The organism is Arthrobacter liuii, from assembly GCF_014639275.1.
Taxonomy (GTDB): domain Bacteria; phylum Actinomycetota; class Actinomycetes; order Actinomycetales; family Micrococcaceae; genus Arthrobacter; species Arthrobacter liuii.
On the sequence record NZ_BMFW01000009.1, the window covers coordinates 41,003 to 60,974 of the forward strand.

The 19,972-nt window shown below is 67.4% G+C and carries 19 protein-coding genes and 3 tRNA genes; 15 read left to right on the plus strand and 7 right to left on the minus strand.

The window, feature by feature from the left end; all coding sequences use genetic code 11:
- The first annotated feature begins 82 nt into the window (after positions 1 to 82).
- A complete protein-coding gene (locus tag IEW19_RS11375; RefSeq protein WP_188571742.1) occupies positions 83 to 1,387 on the plus strand; it encodes a cation:proton antiporter in 1,305 nt (434 codons plus the stop codon).
- On the opposite strand, the gene IEW19_RS11380 is transcribed toward IEW19_RS11375, so the two are convergent.
- Positions 1,388 to 2,830, minus strand: a complete 1,443-nt coding sequence (locus IEW19_RS11380; RefSeq protein WP_188571743.1) for an NCS2 family permease — start codon at positions 2,828 to 2,830, stop codon at positions 1,388 to 1,390.
- Between the two features lie 111 nt (positions 2,831 to 2,941).
- On the opposite strand from IEW19_RS11380, the gene IEW19_RS11385 reads away from it, so the two are divergent.
- Positions 2,942 to 3,586, plus strand: coding sequence for a copper resistance CopC family protein (locus IEW19_RS11385; RefSeq protein WP_188571744.1), 645 nt, complete (start codon positions 2,942 to 2,944; stop codon positions 3,584 to 3,586).
- A 55-nt stretch (positions 3,587 to 3,641) separates the two neighbouring features.
- On the opposite strand, the gene IEW19_RS11390 is transcribed toward IEW19_RS11385, so the two are convergent.
- Positions 3,642 to 4,280 (minus strand): FAD-dependent monooxygenase, encoded by a 639-nt coding sequence (locus IEW19_RS11390; RefSeq protein WP_188571823.1) that lies wholly within the window; start codon positions 4,278 to 4,280, stop codon positions 3,642 to 3,644.
- Positions 4,281 to 4,704: 424 nt separating this feature from the next.
- Between IEW19_RS11390 and IEW19_RS11395 the strand changes: the two genes are divergently transcribed.
- The 5 genes from IEW19_RS11395 (at position 4,705) to IEW19_RS11415 (ending at position 11,765) form a co-directional block, all read left to right on the plus strand.
- On the plus strand, positions 4,705 to 5,745 hold the full coding sequence (locus tag IEW19_RS11395; RefSeq protein WP_188571745.1) for a universal stress protein: 1,041 nt from the start codon (positions 4,705 to 4,707) through the stop codon (positions 5,743 to 5,745).
- Positions 5,746 to 5,831: 86 nt separating this feature from the next.
- Positions 5,832 to 8,678, plus strand: a complete 2,847-nt coding sequence (locus tag IEW19_RS11400) for a PEP/pyruvate-binding domain-containing protein (RefSeq protein ID WP_188571746.1) — start codon at positions 5,832 to 5,834, stop codon at positions 8,676 to 8,678.
- Between the two features lie 9 nt (positions 8,679 to 8,687).
- On the plus strand, positions 8,688 to 9,869 hold the full coding sequence (locus IEW19_RS11405; protein WP_229748437.1) for a LolA family protein: 1,182 nt from the start codon (positions 8,688 to 8,690) through the stop codon (positions 9,867 to 9,869).
- Positions 9,870 to 9,898: 29 nt separating this feature from the next.
- A complete protein-coding gene (locus tag IEW19_RS11410) occupies positions 9,899 to 10,891 on the plus strand; it encodes an ABC transporter ATP-binding protein (RefSeq protein WP_188571747.1) in 993 nt (330 codons plus the stop codon).
- Positions 10,881 to 11,765 (plus strand): ABC transporter permease, encoded by an 885-nt coding sequence (locus tag IEW19_RS11415; protein WP_188571748.1) that lies wholly within the window; start codon positions 10,881 to 10,883, stop codon positions 11,763 to 11,765. The genes IEW19_RS11410 and IEW19_RS11415 overlap by 11 nt, the downstream gene beginning before the upstream one ends.
- A gap of 46 nt (positions 11,766 to 11,811) precedes the next feature.
- Here the strand turns inward: IEW19_RS11415 and IEW19_RS11420 are convergent, their stop codons facing one another.
- The 5 genes from IEW19_RS11420 to IEW19_RS11440 form a co-directional block, all read right to left on the minus strand.
- Entirely contained in the window at positions 11,812 to 13,350 is a 1,539-nt protein-coding gene (locus IEW19_RS11420) for a C40 family peptidase (RefSeq protein ID WP_188571749.1), read from the minus strand.
- 183 nt (positions 13,351 to 13,533) lie between these two features.
- Positions 13,534 to 14,454 (minus strand): cation diffusion facilitator family transporter, encoded by a 921-nt coding sequence (locus IEW19_RS11425; protein WP_188571750.1) that lies wholly within the window; start codon positions 14,452 to 14,454, stop codon positions 13,534 to 13,536.
- A 10-nt stretch (positions 14,455 to 14,464) separates the two neighbouring features.
- Positions 14,465 to 14,926: a metallopeptidase family protein gene (locus tag IEW19_RS11430; protein WP_188571751.1), complete on the minus strand. Its 462-nt coding sequence runs from the start codon at positions 14,924 to 14,926 to the stop codon at positions 14,465 to 14,467.
- 9 nt (positions 14,927 to 14,935) lie between these two features.
- On the minus strand, positions 14,936 to 15,943 hold the full coding sequence (locus tag IEW19_RS11435) for a DMT family transporter (protein WP_373283594.1): 1,008 nt from the start codon (positions 15,941 to 15,943) through the stop codon (positions 14,936 to 14,938).
- Between the two features lie 84 nt (positions 15,944 to 16,027).
- The gene (locus tag IEW19_RS11440) at positions 16,028 to 17,044 is read right to left on the minus strand and encodes a PHP domain-containing protein (protein WP_188571752.1); all 1,017 of its coding nucleotides are present in this window, start codon (positions 17,042 to 17,044) and stop codon (positions 16,028 to 16,030) included.
- 163 nt (positions 17,045 to 17,207) lie between these two features.
- Between IEW19_RS11440 and IEW19_RS11445 the strand changes: the two genes are divergently transcribed.
- The 8 genes from IEW19_RS11445 (at position 17,208) to IEW19_RS11480 (ending at position 19,943) form a co-directional block, all read left to right on the plus strand.
- Positions 17,208 to 17,280: transfer RNA gene (locus tag IEW19_RS11445), tRNA-Glu, on the plus strand.
- A gap of 90 nt (positions 17,281 to 17,370) precedes the next feature.
- A tRNA-Asp gene (locus IEW19_RS11450) sits at positions 17,371 to 17,444 on the plus strand.
- A 48-nt stretch (positions 17,445 to 17,492) separates the two neighbouring features.
- A tRNA-Phe gene (locus tag IEW19_RS11455) sits at positions 17,493 to 17,568 on the plus strand.
- 117 nt (positions 17,569 to 17,685) lie between these two features.
- Positions 17,686 to 18,135: an Asp23/Gls24 family envelope stress response protein gene (locus IEW19_RS11460; protein ID WP_188571753.1), complete on the plus strand. Its 450-nt coding sequence runs from the start codon at positions 17,686 to 17,688 to the stop codon at positions 18,133 to 18,135.
- Complete coding sequence (locus tag IEW19_RS11465; protein ID WP_188571754.1) at positions 18,132 to 18,323, plus strand: hypothetical protein; 192 nt, start codon at positions 18,132 to 18,134, stop codon at positions 18,321 to 18,323. Before IEW19_RS11460 ends, IEW19_RS11465 begins: the two co-directional genes overlap by 4 nt.
- Entirely contained in the window at positions 18,320 to 18,700 is a 381-nt protein-coding gene (locus IEW19_RS11470) for a hypothetical protein (protein ID WP_188571755.1), read from the plus strand. The genes IEW19_RS11465 and IEW19_RS11470 overlap by 4 nt, the downstream gene beginning before the upstream one ends.
- Positions 18,697 to 19,335, plus strand: a complete 639-nt coding sequence (locus IEW19_RS11475) for an Asp23/Gls24 family envelope stress response protein (RefSeq protein ID WP_188571756.1) — start codon at positions 18,697 to 18,699, stop codon at positions 19,333 to 19,335. Before IEW19_RS11470 ends, IEW19_RS11475 begins: the two co-directional genes overlap by 4 nt.
- Positions 19,332 to 19,943, plus strand: a complete 612-nt coding sequence (locus IEW19_RS11480; protein WP_188571757.1) for a hypothetical protein — start codon at positions 19,332 to 19,334, stop codon at positions 19,941 to 19,943. Before IEW19_RS11475 ends, IEW19_RS11480 begins: the two co-directional genes overlap by 4 nt.
- The last annotated feature ends 29 nt before the right edge of the window (positions 19,944 to 19,972 follow it).

The following is a 19,972-nucleotide window of genomic DNA, read 5'->3' on the forward strand; positions in this document are numbered from 1 at the left end:
GATATGGTGAGAGCAGTCCGCCCGATCGAAGCGTGACGTGCCCGTGCCGGACGCACGCAACAATTCCAGGCTGGAGACCCCCATGTTCGAAGCCCCAGACATCATCTTTGCCGTGGCCGGCCTGGCCGTGTTCATCGCCGCGGTGCTGCCCAAGCTGCTGCGCGGCATGCCCCTGTCCATGCCGATGGTCTTCCTGGGCGCCGGGATGGGCGCCTTCGCACTGATTCCCTCGCTGCCGGATCCAAATCCGGTGGAGCACAGCGATTTTGTCATGCACCTGGCGGAGGTCTGCGTGATCATTTCGCTGATGGGAGCCGGACTTGCCCTGGACCGCCCGGTGGGACGGAAGCGCTGGTCCACCACGTGGCGGCTCCTGGGGATCGCCATGCCGCTGTGCATCCTGGGGCTGACCCTGCTGGGCATGTGGTTCCTGGGCCTGGGGCTCGGTGCCGCGCTGCTGGTGGCCTCCAGCCTGGCCCCCACGGACCCCGTCCTGGCTTCCGAAGTCCAGGTGGGCGAGCCCGCGGACCAGGACGCCCCCACTGACAAAGAGGACGAGGTCAGGTTCGGCCTTACCTCGGAAGCCGGGCTCAATGACGGGCTGGCCTTCCCGTTCGTCTACCTGGCCATCGCCATCAGCGTGGTGGGCGCAAACCCGTCCGCCTGGTTCGGCGAGTGGTTCGGGCTGGACGTGCTGTGGCGGCTGGCCGTCGGGCTGCTCGTGGGCTTCCTCACCGGCAAGATGCTGGCCAGGCTGTTCTTCTCAGCCCGTGCCGAGAGCCTCAGGCTGTCCAACCACTCCGAAGGCTTCGTGGCCCTGGCGGCAACGTTCCTGGCCTACGGGCTGACGCAGATGGTGGAGGGCTACGGGTTCATCGCGGTGTTTGTCTGTGCCGTGACCATCCGCGCTGCAGAACGTACCCACGGCTACCACCGGGTGCTGCACTCCTACGTGGAGCAGTTGGAACGGCTCCTGACGGTGGTGATCCTGATCCTGCTGGGCGGTGCCATCGCCCGCGGGCTGCTGGCAGGCGTCGGGCTGACGGAACTGTTGGTGGCGCTGGCGTTCCTGCTGGTGGTCCGGCCGCTGGCGGGCTGGCTGGGGCTGCTGGGCGGCAAGACCGGTCCGCGGGAACGGGTGGCGCTGTCATTCTTTGGCATCCGCGGAATCGGATCGCTGTACTACCTGGCCTTTGCCCTGGCCGGGGGCCACTTTACGGAGCAGGCGCACTGGCTCTGGTCCTTCATCGGGCTGGTGGTGGCGCTGTCCATTGTGATCCACGGCGCCACCACCTCGCCCCTGATGAACCGGCTGGACCGGCTGCGCCAGAAGAAGGCGCTGGCGGTCTCCGGCGACGAGGGGCTCGCGCCGAACACTCCGGTGTAGCTACTTGATTCCCAGAGCGGCCTCGATGGGGCCGATGGCGAAGAACAGCGCGAAGGCCGCGGCCACGGCCCACATCAGCGGGTGGATGTCCTTGACCCTGCCCTGGACCGTCCGGATCAGGACGTAGGCGATGAAGCCTGCGCCCAGGCCGTTGGCGATGGAGTAGGTGAAGGGCATCAGGGTGAAGGTCAGGAACGCAGGGATGGCGATGCCCCAGTCCTGCCAGTCGATCTTGCCCACCTGGGAGACCATCATGAATCCCACCACCACCAGCGCCGGGGCCACGGCCTCGAAGGGGACCAGGTTGATCAGTGGGGTGAAGAACATCGCCACCAGGAACAGCAGGCCGGTAACAACGGAGGCGACGCCGGTCCGGGCGCCTTCGCCGATGCCGGCACCGGCTTCGACGTAGATCTGGTTGGAGGAGACGGATGCGCCGCCGCCGATAATGGCGCCGAGTGCGTCCACCTGGAGCACGCGGTCGACGTCGGGGATGTTGCCGTGCTCATCCACCGTGCCCGCTTCGTTGGCCAAGCCCACCATGGTGCCCATGGCGTCGAAGAAGATGCTGAGCAGGATGACGAAGGCCAGCAGCGTAGCGGCCACGAAGCCGAGGTGCCCGAAGGCCCCGAACGGGTTGGCTTTGCCGATCAGGGAAAGGTCCGGGGCGGCCCAGCCGGAGAACGCAGGGGCCACCAGGGACCAGCCCTGCGGGTTGAAGTTCTTGCCGTCGAAGCTGGGACCGATGTGCAGGGTGGTTTCAAGGATGACGGACACCACCGTGGAGGTGATGATGCCGATGAGGATGGCGCCCTTGACCTTGCGCACCACCAGGGCGATGGTCAGGATCAGGCCGAAAACGAAAACGGCCGTGGGCCAGCCGAGCAGCTTGCCTTCGAAGCCCAGGCCGACGGGCACCGTGGTGCCGGCAACGTCCGGGATGCGGCGGACGAATCCGGCGTTCACCAGCCCGATCAGGGCGATGAACAGCCCGATGCCCACCACGATTGCCGTCTTCAGCCCGTCCGGGACGGCCTTGAACACGGCGGTGCGGAAGCCGGTGAGGACCAGGATCAGCATGGTGACGCCGGAGAGGACCACCAGGCCCATCATGTCCGGCCAGGTGAGTCCCGGGTTGGTGGCCACTGTGACGGCCACGAAGGCGTTGACGCCCAGGCCGGTGGCCAGTGCGAAGGGGTGCCGTCCCCAGGCCCCCATGAGGATGGTCAGGATGCCTGCCACCAGCGCGGTCACTGCGGCCACCGCCGTGAAGCCCAGCGTGGTGCCGTTGGAGTCCGGGCCGGACAGGATCAGGGGGTTCAGCACCACGATGTAGCTCATGGCGAAGAACGTGGCGAACCCGCCGCGGATCTCGCGGGAAAGGTTGGAACCGCGCTCGGTGACCCTGAAATACCGGTCCAGGGCAGAGCCTTGCTTAAGCATTAGTCCTCCGGGGAAGTGTGTGGGAATACCTGCATCCTAAGGGGCCGGCAGGGGGTGGGCCGGCAAATTCGCCTAGTCTGTAAGGAAGCCAACACAAGGAGCAGCCCAAACATGCGCCACGTCCGCCGCCAGTTGCTGGGCCTTGTGCTCGGTTTCTTCATCCTTGCAGCCGCCATCCTTGGCATTGCGGGGCCCGCCTCTGCCCACGACGCTGCAGAGTCCACCAGCCCCGCCCAGGGAGCTGCGCTGGCGGCCCCGCCCAACGAGGTCTCGGTGACCTTCGGCAACAAGCCGCTTGGCATCGGTTCGTCCTTCTCCGTCAAGGATGCCGCCGGCACGGAATGGGCTGACGGCTCTGTCCAGATCGTTGACAACGTGGCCACCCAGAAGCTTCGGTCCGGTGGTCCGGCAGGCGCGTACACCGTGGCGTGGCGGGTGGTCAGCTCCGACTCGCACCCCATCGAGGGCACCTTCACGTTCACCGTGACTTCAGGTCCCGCCCCGTCCGGAGCTGCCTCGGCGGGGTCCGGATCGCCCGCACCCGGTGCGACGACGGCGGGCGTGGTCCCAGGGATGGGCACCCCACAGCCCGGCGTGACGGAAGAGCCATCCAGGCCTGCCAATGCGGGCGAGCCCTTCCAGTGGAGCATCGTGATTTTTGCAGTCGTCGCCGTGGGGCTGCTGGTGGCCCTTGGCGTGCTTGCCCGGCGGCGGCTTACGGTCGACGGGGATAGCGGGGAAGAGGGCGGGGAATAGCCCCCGACGGCGGGACCGGGTGGATCCAGCTTGCACGTGGGCACGTGGCGGGCCCTCAGCAGGTCAGCATCGCAAAGCCTCCCGTTGCCGGGAAGGCGCCGCTGGACGGACGAAGGCTGTCCGGGTTGACCTTGGCCGAGATCGCGTGGCCCACCGTCTTGGCCTGGCGCAGCACTTCCTTCGGTGACGGCGTGATCAGCTCGCCCACTCCCACCAGGTAGATGCCGATGGCCCGCATCGCCGCTGCCACGTTCCGGCCAACGGCAATGCCGAAGTCGTTGAGCATGCGGCGCAGCTGGCTGTGGGCGCACCGTGTCAGGACGATGTGGTCGGCCACCAGGATCCCGGTGGGGGTGTGGACCTGCCACTGCGGAGCGGTGTCCTGCTCCGAACCTTCAAGCATGGTCAGCTGGACCGCACGCGTGGTGTTACGGATGTCAACGCTGTGGCTTGCCGCGTAATTGCGCAGGTGGCGCAGGATCTCGTTGCGCTCCCGGAGGGTATCGCTGTCCGCCGCATCGCAGCGCTGCAGGGAAGACGTGTTTGCGGGCTGGCTGGCGCCCAGGATGTCCAGTCCGTCCACCACAATGGAGTCCACCCCATGGCGGCACAGTTCAGCGGCCACGGCCAGCCCGGACAGTCCGGTGCCAATGATGACAGTGGTGGTCTGTTCGGTCCCGGCATCCCCAGGCATGCTTGACACTACAGTTTCCCTCCTTCGAAGTTTCGGCAGGTGCCGGCATCCTCGCCGGCTCGCGTCCCGTTACCCCCAAGTACGGCCGCAGCGCATGGCCGGGACCGTCCTGACAGGAAGTTGCAGTTGGCGTCCCGGACCAACAATGTCCTGAAGACTACAGAACAAATGCGGCCAGGGATAGCCCAATGAAGAAAACATCCTGTTCCCCTGAAGGCGCTTTCGGGTACGGGCTGAAAGCCTGTGGATAACCTCGCCCAACTGCCCCTGAACAGGCTTGCTAAGCCATTGGGGACGGAGAATAGTGGGAATCAGGAGCGGTCCTTTTCCTGCCGGTGCCGCTGGTGGGCGGGGTGCGCGGGAAGCGGCCCGTTTTCTGGCAGAATAGCCGCAACATCAGGCGTATCGCGAGGAGGCGGCCCCCATGGGCGCACGAGAGTTGCATCCGGACCCGGCCCGGGACAGTGGTGGTGCCTCTGCCGCTCCCCAAGGCATCGTAGTGGGCGTCGACGGTTCGGACCACGGCCAGTGCGCCTTGGTGTGGGCCGCGCGGGAAGCCCAGCGGCGCCGTCGTCCCCTCCATATCGTTACCGCCTATTCCGTGCCCATCTTCGCCGCATCAGGCCTGGACGGCGGCTATGCCACGGTGGACGATTCCGTCATCCGCGAAGGTGCCGAGGCCATTGCCAGGCAGGCCCTCGAGAAGGTTTCCGGTTACGACGTGGACGTCAGCTCCTCGGTGGAGAATGGCGATGCCGCAGGAGTCCTGCTGGAAATCTCCGAAACTGCGGAACTCCTGGTGGTGGGCACGCGCGGCCGCGGCGGCTTCGTGGGACGGCTCCTGGGATCGGTCAGCAGTGCCCTGCCCGCCCATGCGAAGTGCCCAACCGTGACGGTCCCGTTGTTCTGCTCGGACCGGCTGGGCGAAACCACCGAGGACCGCCGGGTCAAGGCGGAGCAGGCCAAATCAGGGCACCGGACGGTGGAGAACGTCGTGGTGGTGGGCGTGGACGGCTCCGAGCAAGCACGCGTCGCCGTCCTGGAGGCAGCCGACCAGGCCGAACGCCTTGGTGCTTCACTCCGCGTGGTCTGCGCCGTTCCCCAGTACAGCGGTTCCCTGGCCTGGGTTCCCGCCCCCATGGACCGGAAGGCCCTGTTCGACGACATCCGCGTCACCCTGGACGCCGGCATGGCGTGGCTTCGCAGCCACTATCCACACCTGCAGGCCGATTACGAGCTGAAGGGCGGTTCGCCGGTGGACGTGCTCGTCGAGGAAAGCCGGCACGTGGAATTAGTGGTGGTGGGTACCCGCGGCCGTGGCGGCTTCACCGGAATGCTCCTGGGCTCAACGTCCGACGGCGTGCTCCACCACGCCAAGGGGCCGGTCATGGTGGTTCCGGACCGGGAGGACCCGCGCCTGGCCGATCGTGCCCGGTTCGGTCCCATCCTGGGCGACGCCGCCTGACCCGCGCCCGCACCGGCTTTGCAGCAGGGCATCCCGGATATAGGGCACCAAGGACATAGGGCACTGGGAACAAAAGGCACCTGGACATGGAGCATCAAGGTCTGTCGGTAGTCGGCACCAGCAGGGAGGGTGGCCTGGTCCTGGAGCTGGGCCGCCTCGACGCCGAAATGCTGGCGCTGGTGGGTGGCAAGGCAGCCAACCTCGGTGAGCTGTTGTCCGCCGGGTTGCCGGTCCCGGAGGGTTTCTGCCTCACCACCGCCGCATATCGGCAGGCTGTGGGTGCCCCCGATTCCCTGCTTCCGGCACTGGGGGCGGTTTACGCAGCCCTGCGCGACCCCGCACCGGCCGCCCATGGGGAACCACTCGACGTGGCCAGGCTGGCCGGAACGGCTCGGGCGGCAATCCTGGCAGCTCCGCTTCCGGCGGCCGTTGGCGAGGCGGTGCAGCAGGCCTACGTGGCCCTGGGTCCCGATGTGCCGGTGGCGGTCAGGTCTTCAGCCACCGCTGAGGACCTGCCGTTCGCCAGCTTTGCCGGCCAGCAGGACACCTACCTCAACGTCGTCGGGGTGCCTGCGGTGCTGGAGGCTGTCCGGAAATGCTGGGCATCGCTCTGGACGGACCGGGCAACCGCATACCGGGCAAGCCTCGGGATCGACCCTGCCGGCGTCGCGCTCGCAGTGGTGGTGCAGCGGATGGTGGACGCAGACACCGCAGGCGTGATGTTCACTGCAAACTCCCTCACCGGCAGTCGGCGGCAGGTGGTTATCGATGCCAGCCCCGGCCTCGGCGAGGCCGTTGTTTCCGGCGCGGTCAATCCGGACCACTTCGTAGTGGACGCCCTGACGGGCCGGGTGCTGGAACGGAGCCTGGGCGACAAAGGGGTGGAGGTGCGGCCGCTTCCCGGTGGCGGGACGGAAACCCGGGTGCTGCCGGGCGCCTGCGACACTGCCTGCCTGACGGGCAGCCAGCTGGCCGCACTGACGCGGCTGGGACTGCAGGCCGAGGAGCATTTCGGTGCCCCCCAGGACACCGAGTGGGCTATCGACCGTGCGGGTGGCCTGTGGCTCACGCAGTCCAGGCCGATCACCACGCTGTACCCGGTCCCGAAGAGCAACGGCGCCGCCGGGAGGGTCCCGCAGGCCAGGTCCGCCGTGGGCGGGACCAGGGCGTACCTCTGCTTTAGCCTGGCCCAGGGGCTTACCCGGCCACTCACGCCTATGGGGCTCGCCGCGGTTCGCCTCATTGCCTCCTCCGTAGCCACAGCTGCCGGCTTCCCTGTCCCTGATCCCCGGCAAGGCCCCTCCCCCTACGCCGAAGCGGGGCAGCGGATCTATGTTGACTTCACCACCCCCATCCGCAGCACCGTGGGCCGCCGGCTGGTTCCCCGGATCTTCGACATCATGGAGGCGCGGACGGCAGCGGTCATGCGGCAGCTTTTCGACGACCCCGCATTTTCTGTGACCCGAAGGATGCCATTCGGGCTGCTGCACCACGTCGGGCCCGCGGCAACCCGGGCCAAAGTTCCCGGCACCCTGCTTCGTGCCTTGGTCCGGCCGCAGGCAGCCCTCCGCCGGCTGGACCGCTTCACCCGGGAGTTCGGAGCGTCGCTGGCTCCCGACGACGGTGCCGGCGCCCTGGCCCGCCTCGACCACGCCGAACAGTTGGTGGGCTCACGCCTGTTCCCCATTGTTCCGGCCATCCTTCCCCTTCCTGCCCTGGGATTCGCGATGCTGGGCGTTGCCGGAAAGCTGCTGGGCGGAAGTGCGTGGGACGAACTGCAACCGGTGATCCGCGGCCTGCCCAACAACATCACCACGGAAATGGACCTTGAGTTGTGGCGCCTGGCAACAGCAATCCGGGAAGACGCTGAATCCCGCACCGCACTGATGACACAGGAATCGGCCGCGCTGGCGGACGCTTTCCAGGCCGGACAGCTCCCGGCGCGCCTGGATGCCGGCCTGGCCAGGTTCCTGGACAGGTATGGTCACCGTGCGGTGGGCGAAATCGATGTTGGGCTGCCGCGATGGTCGGAGGAGCCGGCACACATCCTGGGCATCCTCGCCAACTACCTTCGGCTGGAGGACCCCGCCATGGCGCCCGACGCCCAGTTCAGCAAGGCAGCAGGGGACGCGGAAGCGCAGGTTGACCGGCTGGTTGCCCGCGCCGCCGCCAACGGCAGGATCCGCGGCAGACTGGTGCGGGCCGCCCTCCGGCGGGCCAGGCTGTTCGCCGGCCTGCGGGAGCTGCCAAAGTACCAGCTGGTTGTTGGCCTCGGGGAAGTCCGCCGGCAACTGCTCCTGGTGGGCAGGGAACTGGTCCAGGCGGCCACCATCGAACGGCAGGACGACGTGTTCTTCCTCGACTTCGCTGAAACCCGGCAGGCACTGACCGGCGACCCCGCGGAGAAGGGAGCCCCTGCCCAGGACTTCCGGGCACTCGTTGCGGCCCGGCGCCAGGATTACGCACTGGAACTCAGGCGCCGGCACATTCCCCGGGTGCTGCTCTCGGACGGTACGGAACCGGAGGCGGTGCGCACCGCCGTCGGGAATGCTGGGGAAGGAACCCTGGCAGGCAGCCCTGCTTCGGCGGGAACGGTGACTGCTGCGGCCCGTGTCATCCTGGATCCCGTCGGAGCCCGCCTTGAGCCGGGCGAAATCCTGGTTGCCCCGTCCACCGACCCCGGCTGGACGCCGCTGTTCCTGACGGCTGGAGGGCTGGTGATGGAGATGGGCGGCGCCAATTCGCACGGCGCCGTCGTGGCCAGGGAATACGGTATTCCCGCGGTGGTGGGGGTGGCGGATGCCACCGGCCTGATCAGCACAGGCGAAAAAATAACGGTCGACGGCGGTGCGGGAACCGTTGTGCCGGAACGTCCCGGCACCGCGAAGAACGGGCAAGTCCCCAGGGGCACGGACCCACCCGCACGGGCGTAGTCTTTACCTATGGGCTCCAACAGGCTGGATTCCAGCGCATGGTTCCAACGAAACAGCACAACGGGCCGCAGGGCGTGGCTGCGGTGGCTGCCTGCCGTCGCGGCTCCGGTGGCCATCGCCTCCGGTGCCCTGATCGGGTCCCTGCCGGCGGGGGCCAGCAATCCGCTGCCCGCCAAGACGCCTGCCCAGGTCCTGGAATTGGCGGCCAGCCACCAGGTGCAGACGTTCTCCGGGACGATGGAACAGTCCGCTGAACTGGGACTGCCGGAGCTTCCAGCCACCGGGAAGCCATCCGGGCCGGCATCCCCCGGCAGCGTAGCGTCGATGATTGAGCTGCTGTCCGGCAAGCACACCGCCCGCATCTATGTGGATGGCAAGGATAACGCCCGGGTGCAGGTGATGGACCAGTTGGCCGAACGGGACGTGGTCCGGCGCGGCAGCGACGTTTGGTTCTACTCTTCGAAGGACAACGCGGCAGCGCACTTGGCCATGCCCGCACACTCCCAGGGTCCGGCGGACGCAAAAGACCAGGCGCCTCCGAAAGATATGCAGGGCGCACCCGGCCTGCACACTCCGGCTGAGCTGGCCCAGCAGTTCCTGTCCAAGGTTGACCCCAGCACCGCCGTCTCCGTGGGCTCCGACGTTTCCGTTGCAGGCCGCGCCGCCTACAACCTCCTGATCGAGCCGCGCACGGACGCAACACTGGTGGGCAGGGTGGCCATCGCCGTCGACGGTGAAAACGGTATGCCGTTGTCAGTCCAGGTGACCGCGCGTGGAGCCGATAAGCCCGCCTTCAGCTCCGGGTTCACCAGCCTTTCCCTGGCCGCACCGGACCCGTCAGTATTCACCTTCACCCCGCCGCCGGGCGGCACGGTCAAGGAACTTCCGGTTCCTGACCGGTCACGCGAGCCCGCTGACGCGCACCAGGGCGCCATGCACAACGGTGCCAAAGGACGGGTGGCTGTGACCGGCACCGGCTGGGAGACCGTGGTGGGCACGGCGCGGGGATCTGCTTCGGCCGCCGAATCCATGCTGCAGGACCCGCTGCTGTCCCAGGCCGCCGTCGCCGTACCCGGTGGGCGACTGGTTTCCACGCCCCTGCTCAACGTCCTGGTTACCGACGACGGCCGGATCTTCGCGGGAATGGTGGCGCCGGAGAGGCTGCAGGCCGCGGCAGCAGCGGCCCAATAAGTGTCGGGCGGACGGGAAGCGGTAGCCGGATGGGGGACGGCCCGGTGACTGACGGGTTGGCGATTGAGACCCACGGCCTTAGCAAGCACTTTGGCCAGCAGGCCGCCGTCGACAGCGTGGACCTGGCTGTCCCGCACGGGACGGTCTTTGGTTTCCTGGGGCCCAACGGGTCCGGCAAGACCACCACCATCCGCATGCTGCTCGGCCTGGCAGCCGCGTCAGCCGGAACAGTGAACCTGCTGGGCCGGGAGATGCCGGACAACCTTCACGAAGTGTTGCCGCGCGTGGGCGCCCTGGTGGAAGGCCCGGCCTTCTACCCTTTCCTGTCCGGCGCCGCCAACCTCCACCGGCTTGACTCCGCCAGCCCTCACACCGTCCCGGGCACGCGCAAGGCCAGGGTGCAGCGGGCGCTGGAGCGCGTGGGCCTGGAGCACGCGGCAGGGAAGCGGGTCCACGCGTACTCCCTGGGGATGAAGCAGCGGCTGGGCATCGCCAACGCCCTGCTTTCGCCCAGGGAACTGCTCGTGCTGGACGAACCCACCAACGGCCTGGACCCGCAGGGCACCCGCGAAGTGCGCAACCTGGTGCGTTCCCTGGCACACCAGGGCACCACCATCTTTGTGTCCAGCCACCTGCTGGCCGAGGTGGACCAGATGTGCACCCACGCTGCCGTCATGAGTGCCGGAAAGCTCGTGGCGCAGGGGCCCCTGACTGAGCTGCGGCAGGCCGGGAGCACCCGTCTTCGGCTGGTGACGCCCGACGGCGGCGCGGCCCGGGAGGTCCTGGGGCGGCTGGGGCTGGTTCCCGAGCCGCCGGACCCCGGGCTGCAGGCACAGCCGGACGGGGAAACCATCGCGGTAGTGCTGGAAACCGCAGCCCAGCAGGCGGCGGTGCTTCCCGAGGACGTCGTGAGGCACCTGGTCCAGGCCGGCGTGCGCGTCCGGGGCTTCGCCGTCGAACGTGAAAGCCTTGAAGACCGCTTTGTTGCCCTGACCGGGGAAGGATTCGACGTTGCCCAGTAGTCTCCCCGCCGACATCCCGGAAGCTGCAGGAACCGCCCGGGCGGCCGCAGCGCCGCGCAGTTCCGGGCTGTCCCTGCTGGCGTCCGAGCTCAAAGTCCTGTTCGGGCGCCGGCGGACCGGGGCGTTGCTTCTGGCGCTCGCTGCCATCCCGGTCCTCATCGCCGTCGCCGTGAAGGTCTCCTCTGCGGTTCCAGCAGGGCGCGGTCCCGCTTTCCTGGACCGCATCACCCAGAATGGCCTGTTTGTGGCGTTCACCGCCATGCTGGTTTCTGTTCCGCTGTTCATGCCGCTCGCGGTGGGGGTGGTGGCGGGGGACACGATCGCCGGGGAGGCGAACCTGGGCACGCTCCGGTACCTCCTGGTGGCGCCGGCCGGGCGGGTGCGGCTCCTCCTGGTCAAGTACGCGGGTGCGCTGGCCTTCTGCATCGTGGCTCCTTTGACAGTTGGCCTCGCGGGAGCGGCCATCGGGGCGGCACTGTTCCCGGTTGGCCCGGTGACGCTGCTTTCCGGTGGGGTGGTCCAGCCCGTTGAAGCGGCCCTGCGCATCGTGCTGATCGCCGCGTACCTGGCTGTGTCGCTCGCCGGGCTCTCGGCCATCGGCCTGTTCCTGTCCACCCTGACAGTGGTTCCGGTTGGGGCGATGGCCGCCACCGTGGTGGTCTCCGTGGTCTCACAGGTCATGGACCAGCTTCCGCAGCTGGAGTGGCTGCACCCGTGGCTCTTCAGCCACTACTGGCTTGGCTTCGGCGACATGCTGCGCCAGCCCGTCCTGTGGGATTCCTTCGCCAGCAACGCCCTGCTCCAGGCCGGCTACGTGGCAGTGTTCGGGGCGCTCGCCTACGGCCGCTTCGTCACCAAGGACATCCTGAGCTGACGACGGCGGAGGGGAACTTTTAGTCGGGACAGTTCAGCCGTGAGGCTCAGAAGCGGGCAGCGTACGGATAGAGGTCCATGCCCACCATCGAGCTGATGGTGGAAACCGTGATGCCTTCCTGCGGGTTGAGGGCCTGCACAACCTGGCCGTTCCCCAAGTAGATGGCTACGTGGTAAAAGTTCGGTGCCGAACCCCAGACCAGCAGGTCGCCGCGGCGCGCCTGCGAAATGGGGACGTGGACCGGGGCAGCGGCATATTGCTGTGAAGCGGTGCGCGGAAGGTACGTGCCGGCCGCGGCGAAGGCGTTCTGCACCAGGCCGGAGCAGTCAAAGCCGTAGATCCCGGTGCCGCCCCACTGGTAGAAGTACGGAGCGCCGACCTTCCCCAAGGCGACCGAGATGGCTGCCTCGTAGGTACCTGAGCCGGTCGAAGGAGCCGGAGCCGGAGCCGGAGCCGGCGCGGGTGCGGGGGCCGGTGCGGGGGCAACTGGGGCCGGAGCGGGTGCGGGCGCAACTGGGGCCGGAGCGGGTGCAGGGGCAACTGGCGCCGGAGCGGCGGGGGCCGGATCAGCAGGAGCAGGAGCAGGAGCAGGAGCAGGAGCAGGAGCAGCGGGCGCGGGAGCAGCGGGGGCCGGTGCAGGTGCCGGTGCTGCCGGAGCGGGGGCCGCGTCCTGCCCGCGGTTGCTCTGCCCGGCGGGCTGGTTCTGGCCGCTCTGGTTCTGTGCTGCCTGGTTGCGGGCCGCGTTGTCCTGTGCAGCCTTATCCTGCGCCGCTTTGTCGGCGGCCGCGGACAGCGCGGCAAGGCGCGCCTCTTCGCGCTGCCGGTCCAGGGCATCCACGCGGGCCGATTCAAGCGCCACGGTGGTGTTGCGGAGCTGTGCGAGCTGGTCCACCAGAATGGTCCGCTGCGCCTTCGCGTCAGCCACGGCCTTGGCCTGTGCGGCGTTGGCCTGCTCCGCCTCGGACTTCCGCTGCTCAGCGGTCTTCGCTGCATCGTCAGCGGCCTTCGTGGCATCCTCGGCGGCTGCCGTAAGGGAACGGTACGCGGTGGCTGCAGCGTCCGCGGCTTCGAAGGCCCGGCTGCGGCTGGCCGAAAGGGCCTCAAGCGTGGCCGCCTGCTGCAGGCTTTCGCTGCCGCTGGCGAATGTTCCGAGCGTGGGGTTCAGGCCGCCGTTGCGGTACAGGTCACCGGCGAGCTGCCCCACCTGCTTCCGGGTCTTGTCCTGCTGCTCACGGGCGGACGAGGCCTTGGCGGAGGCAACTGACGCCGCTTCTGTCCTTTGCTGCAGCTCCACCAGCGCCTCGCTGTAGGAGTTGTTGGCCTGCATGGCCACGGCGAAGGCTGCCTGCTGTGCGGTGGCGGCGTCGGCCAGGATCCGCTCGATCGCGGTGACCTTGTCAGCCGTCGCGGCCTCGCTCGCCTTCGCAGCAGCGATGTCCTCGGGGGAGGGAATTTCCGGTGCTGCCGGAAGGGCCAGGGGAGCGGAGGGCGCCGGTACAGCGGCCGCGGGGGTTGCCACAGATGCAAAAAGTACGACGGCGGCGCACAGCACGGCCGTTCTGCGGCCGGATCCGGATAAAGCCATCAGCAGAGACCTCGCAACGGTAAGGCTGGGAGTGAGGTTCTGGATGCGGCACGACGGTGCCCCTCAGCTGCTCGCCAGCAGTCCGAGGTTACGTGACATCCTGCACTTTGGCAACAGCTGTCACATCAATAACATAAACCACAACTGTGTCATTCGCGCTGGATCTGCGGGGGCGTGTCGCAGTCAGGCGTGTTGGTGTTCCTCGTGCTCAGAGTGGCTGGCGGGCTCAAGCTGGAAGGTGCAATGGTCGGTGTCGAAGTGGGAACCCAGGCATGTGATGAGTTTGTCCAGCAACTGGTCCGCGCCCCGCGCATTCAGCACCCCGTCCTCTACAACGACGTGGGCCGAGAAGACGGGGACACCGGAAGTAATGGTCCAGATGTGGATGTCATGCACATCGGTGACGCCGGCCACCGAAAGGATGTGCTCACGGATCATCTGCACTTCCACGCCTTTAGGGCTGGCCTCCAGGAGGACATCAACCACGTCGCGCAGCAGGCTCCAGGCCCGCGGCAGGATCATCAGCGCGATCAGGACGGAGGCAATGGTGTCCGCCGCCTGGAATCCGGTCAGCAAGATTACTGCCGCTGCGATGATGACGGCCACGGAGCCAAGGAGGTCGCCGAGCACTTCCAGGTAGGCGCCGCGGATGTTCAGGCTCTCCTCCTGTGCCGTGCGCAGGATCAGGAGCGACACAAGGTTGGCCACGGCACCGAGGATGGCGGCAAACAGCATGATGCCGGTCTGCACTTCCGGCGGCGAGGAGAACCGCCGGATCGCTTCGGTGAAGATGACCACGGAGATCACGATCAGGATCAGCGCGTTGGCCAGCGCTGCGAGGACCTCGGCGCGCTGGTAGCCGTACGTCCGCTGGTCGCTCGCAGGGCGGCCGGCGATCCACGCAGCCAGCAGGGCAATGGTGACACCGGCAGCGTCAGAGAGCATGTGTCCCGCGTCTGCGAGCAGGGAGAGCGATCCGGAGAGCACGGCCCCGACGATTTGGATGATCACGACGCCAAGCGTTACGCCCAGGACGGCCACAAGTCGCTTCCGGTGCCGCCCGGTGGCGGTGATCCCGTGGCTGTGGCTGTGGTCGTGTCCCATGCTTACAAGGCTAGCCCCAGCCCAGCTCGTGCAGCCGGTCATCGGAAATGCCGAAGTGGTGGGCGATCTCGTGGACCACGGTGACGGCCACTTCGTGGATCACGTCCTCCCGGGAAGCGCAGATCTCCAGGATGGGCCCGCGGAATATTGTTATCCGGTCGGGGAGGGATCCGGCGTCCCACCATGAATCGCGTTCCGTCAGCGGCACACCTTCGTACAGCCCCAACAGCACAGAGTCGGGGTCGTCCCCCGGCCCCGGCACGTAATCGTCGTCGATGAAGACCGCCACATTGTCCATGGCGCGGGCAAGCTTGTCCGGAATACTGTCCAGGGCATCCTGGACGGCGGCCTCAAACTCGTCAGGGGACATGCTGAAACCGGGCGCTTGTCCATCCGGGGGGTGGTGGTCCGGCGTGGGCCCGTCGGGCCCGGAGGGGACGATCGGCAGGCCCGGAGGAAGGCTGGTTGGCATACTCCGACTCTAGCGTCGAGCAGGCTGGCCGCCCCGTTCTGTCAGCGCCCGTTCCGTAAGCGCCCGGCCTCCCCGGGTCCTGCGCCGGGTCAGCCCCACGCCCACCAGGCACACCAGGCCGCCCACCAGCCCCCACGCGGTGGGAATCTCGCCGAGCAGCACCCAGGAGATGAGGACCGTGGTTCCGGGGACCAGGTAGGTGGTGGCGGCGAGCTTACCCGCGTCCACCAGGGACAACGCGTAGGCCCACGTGGTGAAGGCGATGGCGGTGGGAAAGACGCCCAGGTACACCAGGGCCCACGTCGCCTGCGCCGGGGCGGCCTGCACTTCGGACGCCAGCTGCCCGGCGAAGGGCAGGCAGCACAGCGCCCCCACTACGATGCCGAACCAGGTTGCCTGTGCTGCCGGGAATTTCCGCACCACTGGCTTCTGGATGATGACGCTGACTGAGGCGAGCACCGCCGCAAGGAGGCAAAGCGCCACACCTGCCAGGTCCGCCGTCGAACTTTCCCCTGGGGAATGCGGCTGTCCTGAACCAAAGGCGATCAGCGCCACGCCGGCGAACGCCACGGTGCTGCCAATGAGCAGCCAGCGCGGGAAGCCCTCCTTGAGGAAGACGCCGGCCATGATCGCCACCAGGATCGGGTTGACGTTGATCAACAGGGCGCTGGTGCCGGCATCCAGGATGTGCTCGGCGGCGTTAAGGGCCACGTTGTAACCGCCAAACCACATCACGCCATAGGCCAGGATGGGCAGCCATTCCCGTCCCTTCGGCAGCATCCGGCTCTTGAGCAGTTGAGGCACCACCAGGAAGGCCAGGACGACGGCGGCAATCGCCAGCCTGCCCAGCGCCAGGGAGCCAGGGGAGAAGTGCGGGCCGATGGCCCGGATGCCCACGAACGCCGAGGCCCACAGCACCACGGTAACCACCATGGCGGCCACGCCAAAGGCCTTCACGGGAGCAGCCGCCGCGGCCGGGGGAGTGGGTGGTCTGCTGGCGGGGCTGGTGGAAGGCATGAGACAAATGTACGGCGGGGAAGGACGCAGGGCTGGCGGAAATCGGTCGACGCGGTGCCTTCGGCCAGTAGTTTTGCGCCCGCCTTATTTCTTGCGGGCCCAGGCAAGCAGGTCGTCCAGCGGCCAGGTAGTGACGATCCGCTCGGCCGGCACGTTGTTGCTGGCTGCCCGCTCGGCGCCGTACTGCAGGAAGTCCAGTTGCCCGGGTGCGTGGGCGTCGCTGTCGATCGAGAACAGGCAGCCCGCCTCCAATGCCAGCTGGATCAGGGCGTCCGGTGGGTCCTGCCGCTCCGGGCGGGAATTGATCTCCACGGCGACGTCGTGTTCGGCGCACGCAGCGAAGACTTCCTTGGCATCAAAGTCCGACGGCGGCCGGGTTCCGCGCGAGCCCTCTACCAGCCGTCCAGTGCAGTGGCCCAGGACATTGGTCTGCGGATCCCGGATACCCGCGAGCATCCGGGTGGTCATCGTCTTCCTGTCCGCGCGCAGCTTTGAGTGGACGCTGGCCACGACAATGTCCAGGCGGTCCAGCAGCCCGGGTTCCTGGTCCAGCTCGCCGGACTCCAGGATGTCCACCTCGATTCCGGTCAGGAGCCGGGTACCCCCGCCATTGCCGTTGATGCCTGCCACCACCTCCAGCTGATCCAGCAGGCGCCCGGCCGAAAGCCCGTTGGCGATGGTGAGGTTGGGGGAGTGGTCGGTCAGGGCCAGGTACTCCCTGCCCAGCACCTCCGCCGCGGCCACCATCAAGTCGATGGGGGAGCCGCCGTCGGACCATTCGCTGTGGCTGTGCAGGTCGCCCCGCAGGGCCTCGTGGATTTCGGCCCCGCCGGAGGCGAGCGGCTGGGCGCCCTTCTCCCGGAGGTCTGCCAGGTAATCGGGAACCTGCCCGTCCACCGCCTGCCGGATCACGGCGAAGGTCCGGTCACCGATTCCCTTCATTGATTTGAGCCGCCCGGACCAAGCCCGCTCGGCCACTTCCCCAGGCCCGAGGGGGCTGATGGCGGCGGCCGCCTTGCGGAAGGCCTGGACCTTGAACGTGGCGGCGCGTCCGCGCTCCAGCCAGAAAGCGATCTCGTTGAGCGCTGCGACGGCATCCATCTGTCCATCTTTACCTGTCTGGCGCCCAACGGAGCGGTTTTCCGCCGATTTTGGAATATTCCCGCATAGCCCCTATAGTTGTTGAGTCCAGTTCGGAGAAACGCAAAGGACAAAGACGGAAAGCCTCGCTTGACGCCTTTTATTTTGTTCCGAACGGGTTCTGGCCCCCATCGTCTAGCGGCCTAGGACACCGCCCTTTCACGGCGGCGGCACGGGTTCGAATCCCGTTGGGGGTACGCAAGGAACTGGTCAGGCAGGCTGAAAAAGTCTGGTAGGCTGGAAGCCTTGAAAAAAGCGGTAGGGATACCGCAAAGCAAGAAAATCAAGGCCCTGTAGCGCAGTTGGTTAGCGCGCCGCCCTGTCACGGCGGAGGTCGCGGGTTCAAGTCCCGTCAGGGTCGCTCTGATTGTTGGAAGAAATTCCGGCTGTCATGGTGACTAGTCACCTAGGCTCTGTAGCTCAGTTGGTAGAGCGTTCGACTGAAAATCGAAAGGTCACCGGATCGACGCCGGTCGGAGCCACCACTGGGAAGCATCAGTTCTTCGGAGCTGGTGCTTTTCTGCTTTAACCCTTTGACCACTCTTCCCGCGCAGTGTCACAGCCTGGGGATAGGGTGGAAGCAACAGAAGGGGGAGTGCCTGATGGAATACCAGAACCCACAACCCGTGGTGCCAAACCGTCCAGCCACCAGCCCGGCTCCGGGTCCGGGCCGGACTGTAATTTCCGAGACCGCTGTGGCAAAGGTGGCGGGAATAGCTGCGCGGGCGGTACCCGGCGTCTACTCCCTGGGTTCGGGCCCGTCCCGTGCCCTGGGTGCCATCCGGGACGCCGTCGGAAGTTCTGACCACGCCGCGGGTGTCCACGCGGAAGTGGGCGAAACGCAGGTAGCCGTGGATATCACCCTGGTAGCCAGCTACGGAACGCCTCTGCATGCGCTGGCCAATGCCGTCCGCGTTGCCGTTTACCACGCGGTGGAGGAACTGGTTGGGCTGCAGGTTATCGAGGTGAACGTCGAGGTCACTGACGTCTACGTGCCGCCGCCGGTCAAAACAACTGCCCCGGCTGCTCCCGAACGGGAGGCGCTGCTGTGAACCTCACCGTTACAGGCACGGCCATGGGCGCCTTCGTGGCATTCATGTCCCTGCAGTTCGGCCTTTGGGGCTTCCTTGTCTCCCTGCTCTTCATGGCCATTGGAGCGCTCCTGGGCCGTGCCGCCGAAGGCAAGCTTGACCTGCGCGGCGTATTCGATGCCATCACCGGCCGGCGCTCGTCCTCATGAGCTCGCCCGCGCCGGTTGTGCGTGGGCAGGCGCTCAGCGGCCATAACCGGATCAGCACCCAGGCGTTGACGAGCCTCGCCAAGGCAGCTGCGGCGCAGGCATTGGGCGTTGACGCCCAGGACGTGCGGGCGGACTGGACGGACGACGACGGCCTGCTGGCTTTGTCCCTCGTCGCCCCCATCAGCATCCCGCCTCTGCAGTCCGTGGTGCTGGATCCCGCAACAGTGGACGCGTCAGGGGGGCCCATCTGGGATCGCGCAGTCAGGGCCAAGGCAAGCATCCTGGCGACGGTCTCGGAACTGAGCGGTTCCCGGTTGAGCCGGGTGGACATCCGCGTTAGCGGGGCAAGGATCAGTACAGGAGGGCGGGTGCGGTGAGCAGCAGCGTGGAAAACCGCCAGTTGAACAGCGGATCGCAGAGCAGCAACGGCCCCGACATGCGCAGGGTCGTATACCGCGAGACCCATTCGTCGCGGGCTGCAGTGTCGGTTGCCGGTGCCACCCTTGTCCTGGTGCTGGCGGCCTACGGCGTCCTCGAATCCGGGGTCCACGCTGTGGGGCAGCCGGCATGGCTGATTGAGCCGCAAGCGGCGGCCCAGCGCATCGTGGACCTTCCGGCCGGAATCCCGCCGCTGCTGCTGGTGGCGATCGGCGCCGTGCTCGCCATGTTGGGACTGATCTTCCTCCTCAACGGGGTGCTCCCGGGGAAGCGCGCCCGCCATCTCCTGGCCGGTGCGCCGGGGGAGCGGCTTCCGGCCGTGGTGGTGGATGATGAGGTGATCGCATCTTCCCTGGCACGTCGCGCCCGGCTCGCGGCCAACGTCACTCCAGACCAGGTCATGGTGATTGTTTCCCAGCGGCAAGTGCTGGTGAATGTCCGCCCCACCTCCGGCATCCCCGTGGACCTGGACAGGGTGCTTGATGCCGTGCGGGATGAGCTTGACCAGATGCTGCTGGATCCGCCCCCTGTTCCCCGCGTCAATGTGGCCCCGTCAGGGGTGATCGGAGCATGAACAGCACCCCGGCACTGCTCAACCGCATCCTGCTCACCGTGCTCGGCCTGATCTTGCTGGCGACGGGGGTTCTGCTGGTGCTGTTGGCAACGGTGCCTGCCATGGGATCGTGGTGGCACTCCTGGTCCGCCGGGGTATGGGGTGGGATCAACCGGCTCTTCGACGCCACCCGGTTCCCCGGCCGGCCCGAAAGCTGGCTGTGGATCGTAGTGGCCCTTGCGTTGCTGGCACTGATGGGGCTCATGGTTGCCTGGATCGCCCAGCAGGGAAAGGGCCGGTCAAACTTCTTGGCCGCCGAATACGATCCCGGGAATACTCCGGGCGACGTCCAAATTGGCGGCGGGGTCGCAGAGCAGGCGCTCAGGCATGCCCTTGAGGGACGGCCGGACCTTGCCGGTGCCACCGTAACCACCTATGGCGTGAAAGGATCACCGGCGTTGAAGGTGCGTCTCCTGCCGCGCCAGGGTGTGGCACCGCACCTGCTCGCAGCCGAGGTCTCGGGACTCCTGGACGCCCTGGAAGCCGTGGTGGGCAAGCAGATACCGGTCCTTATCCACATCGGGGCCGGCGCGCGGACGCGCTTTAGCCGTGCGGAACGCGTTCGCTGAACTCTTCTGCAGCCGCTGCTCCCTTTGCG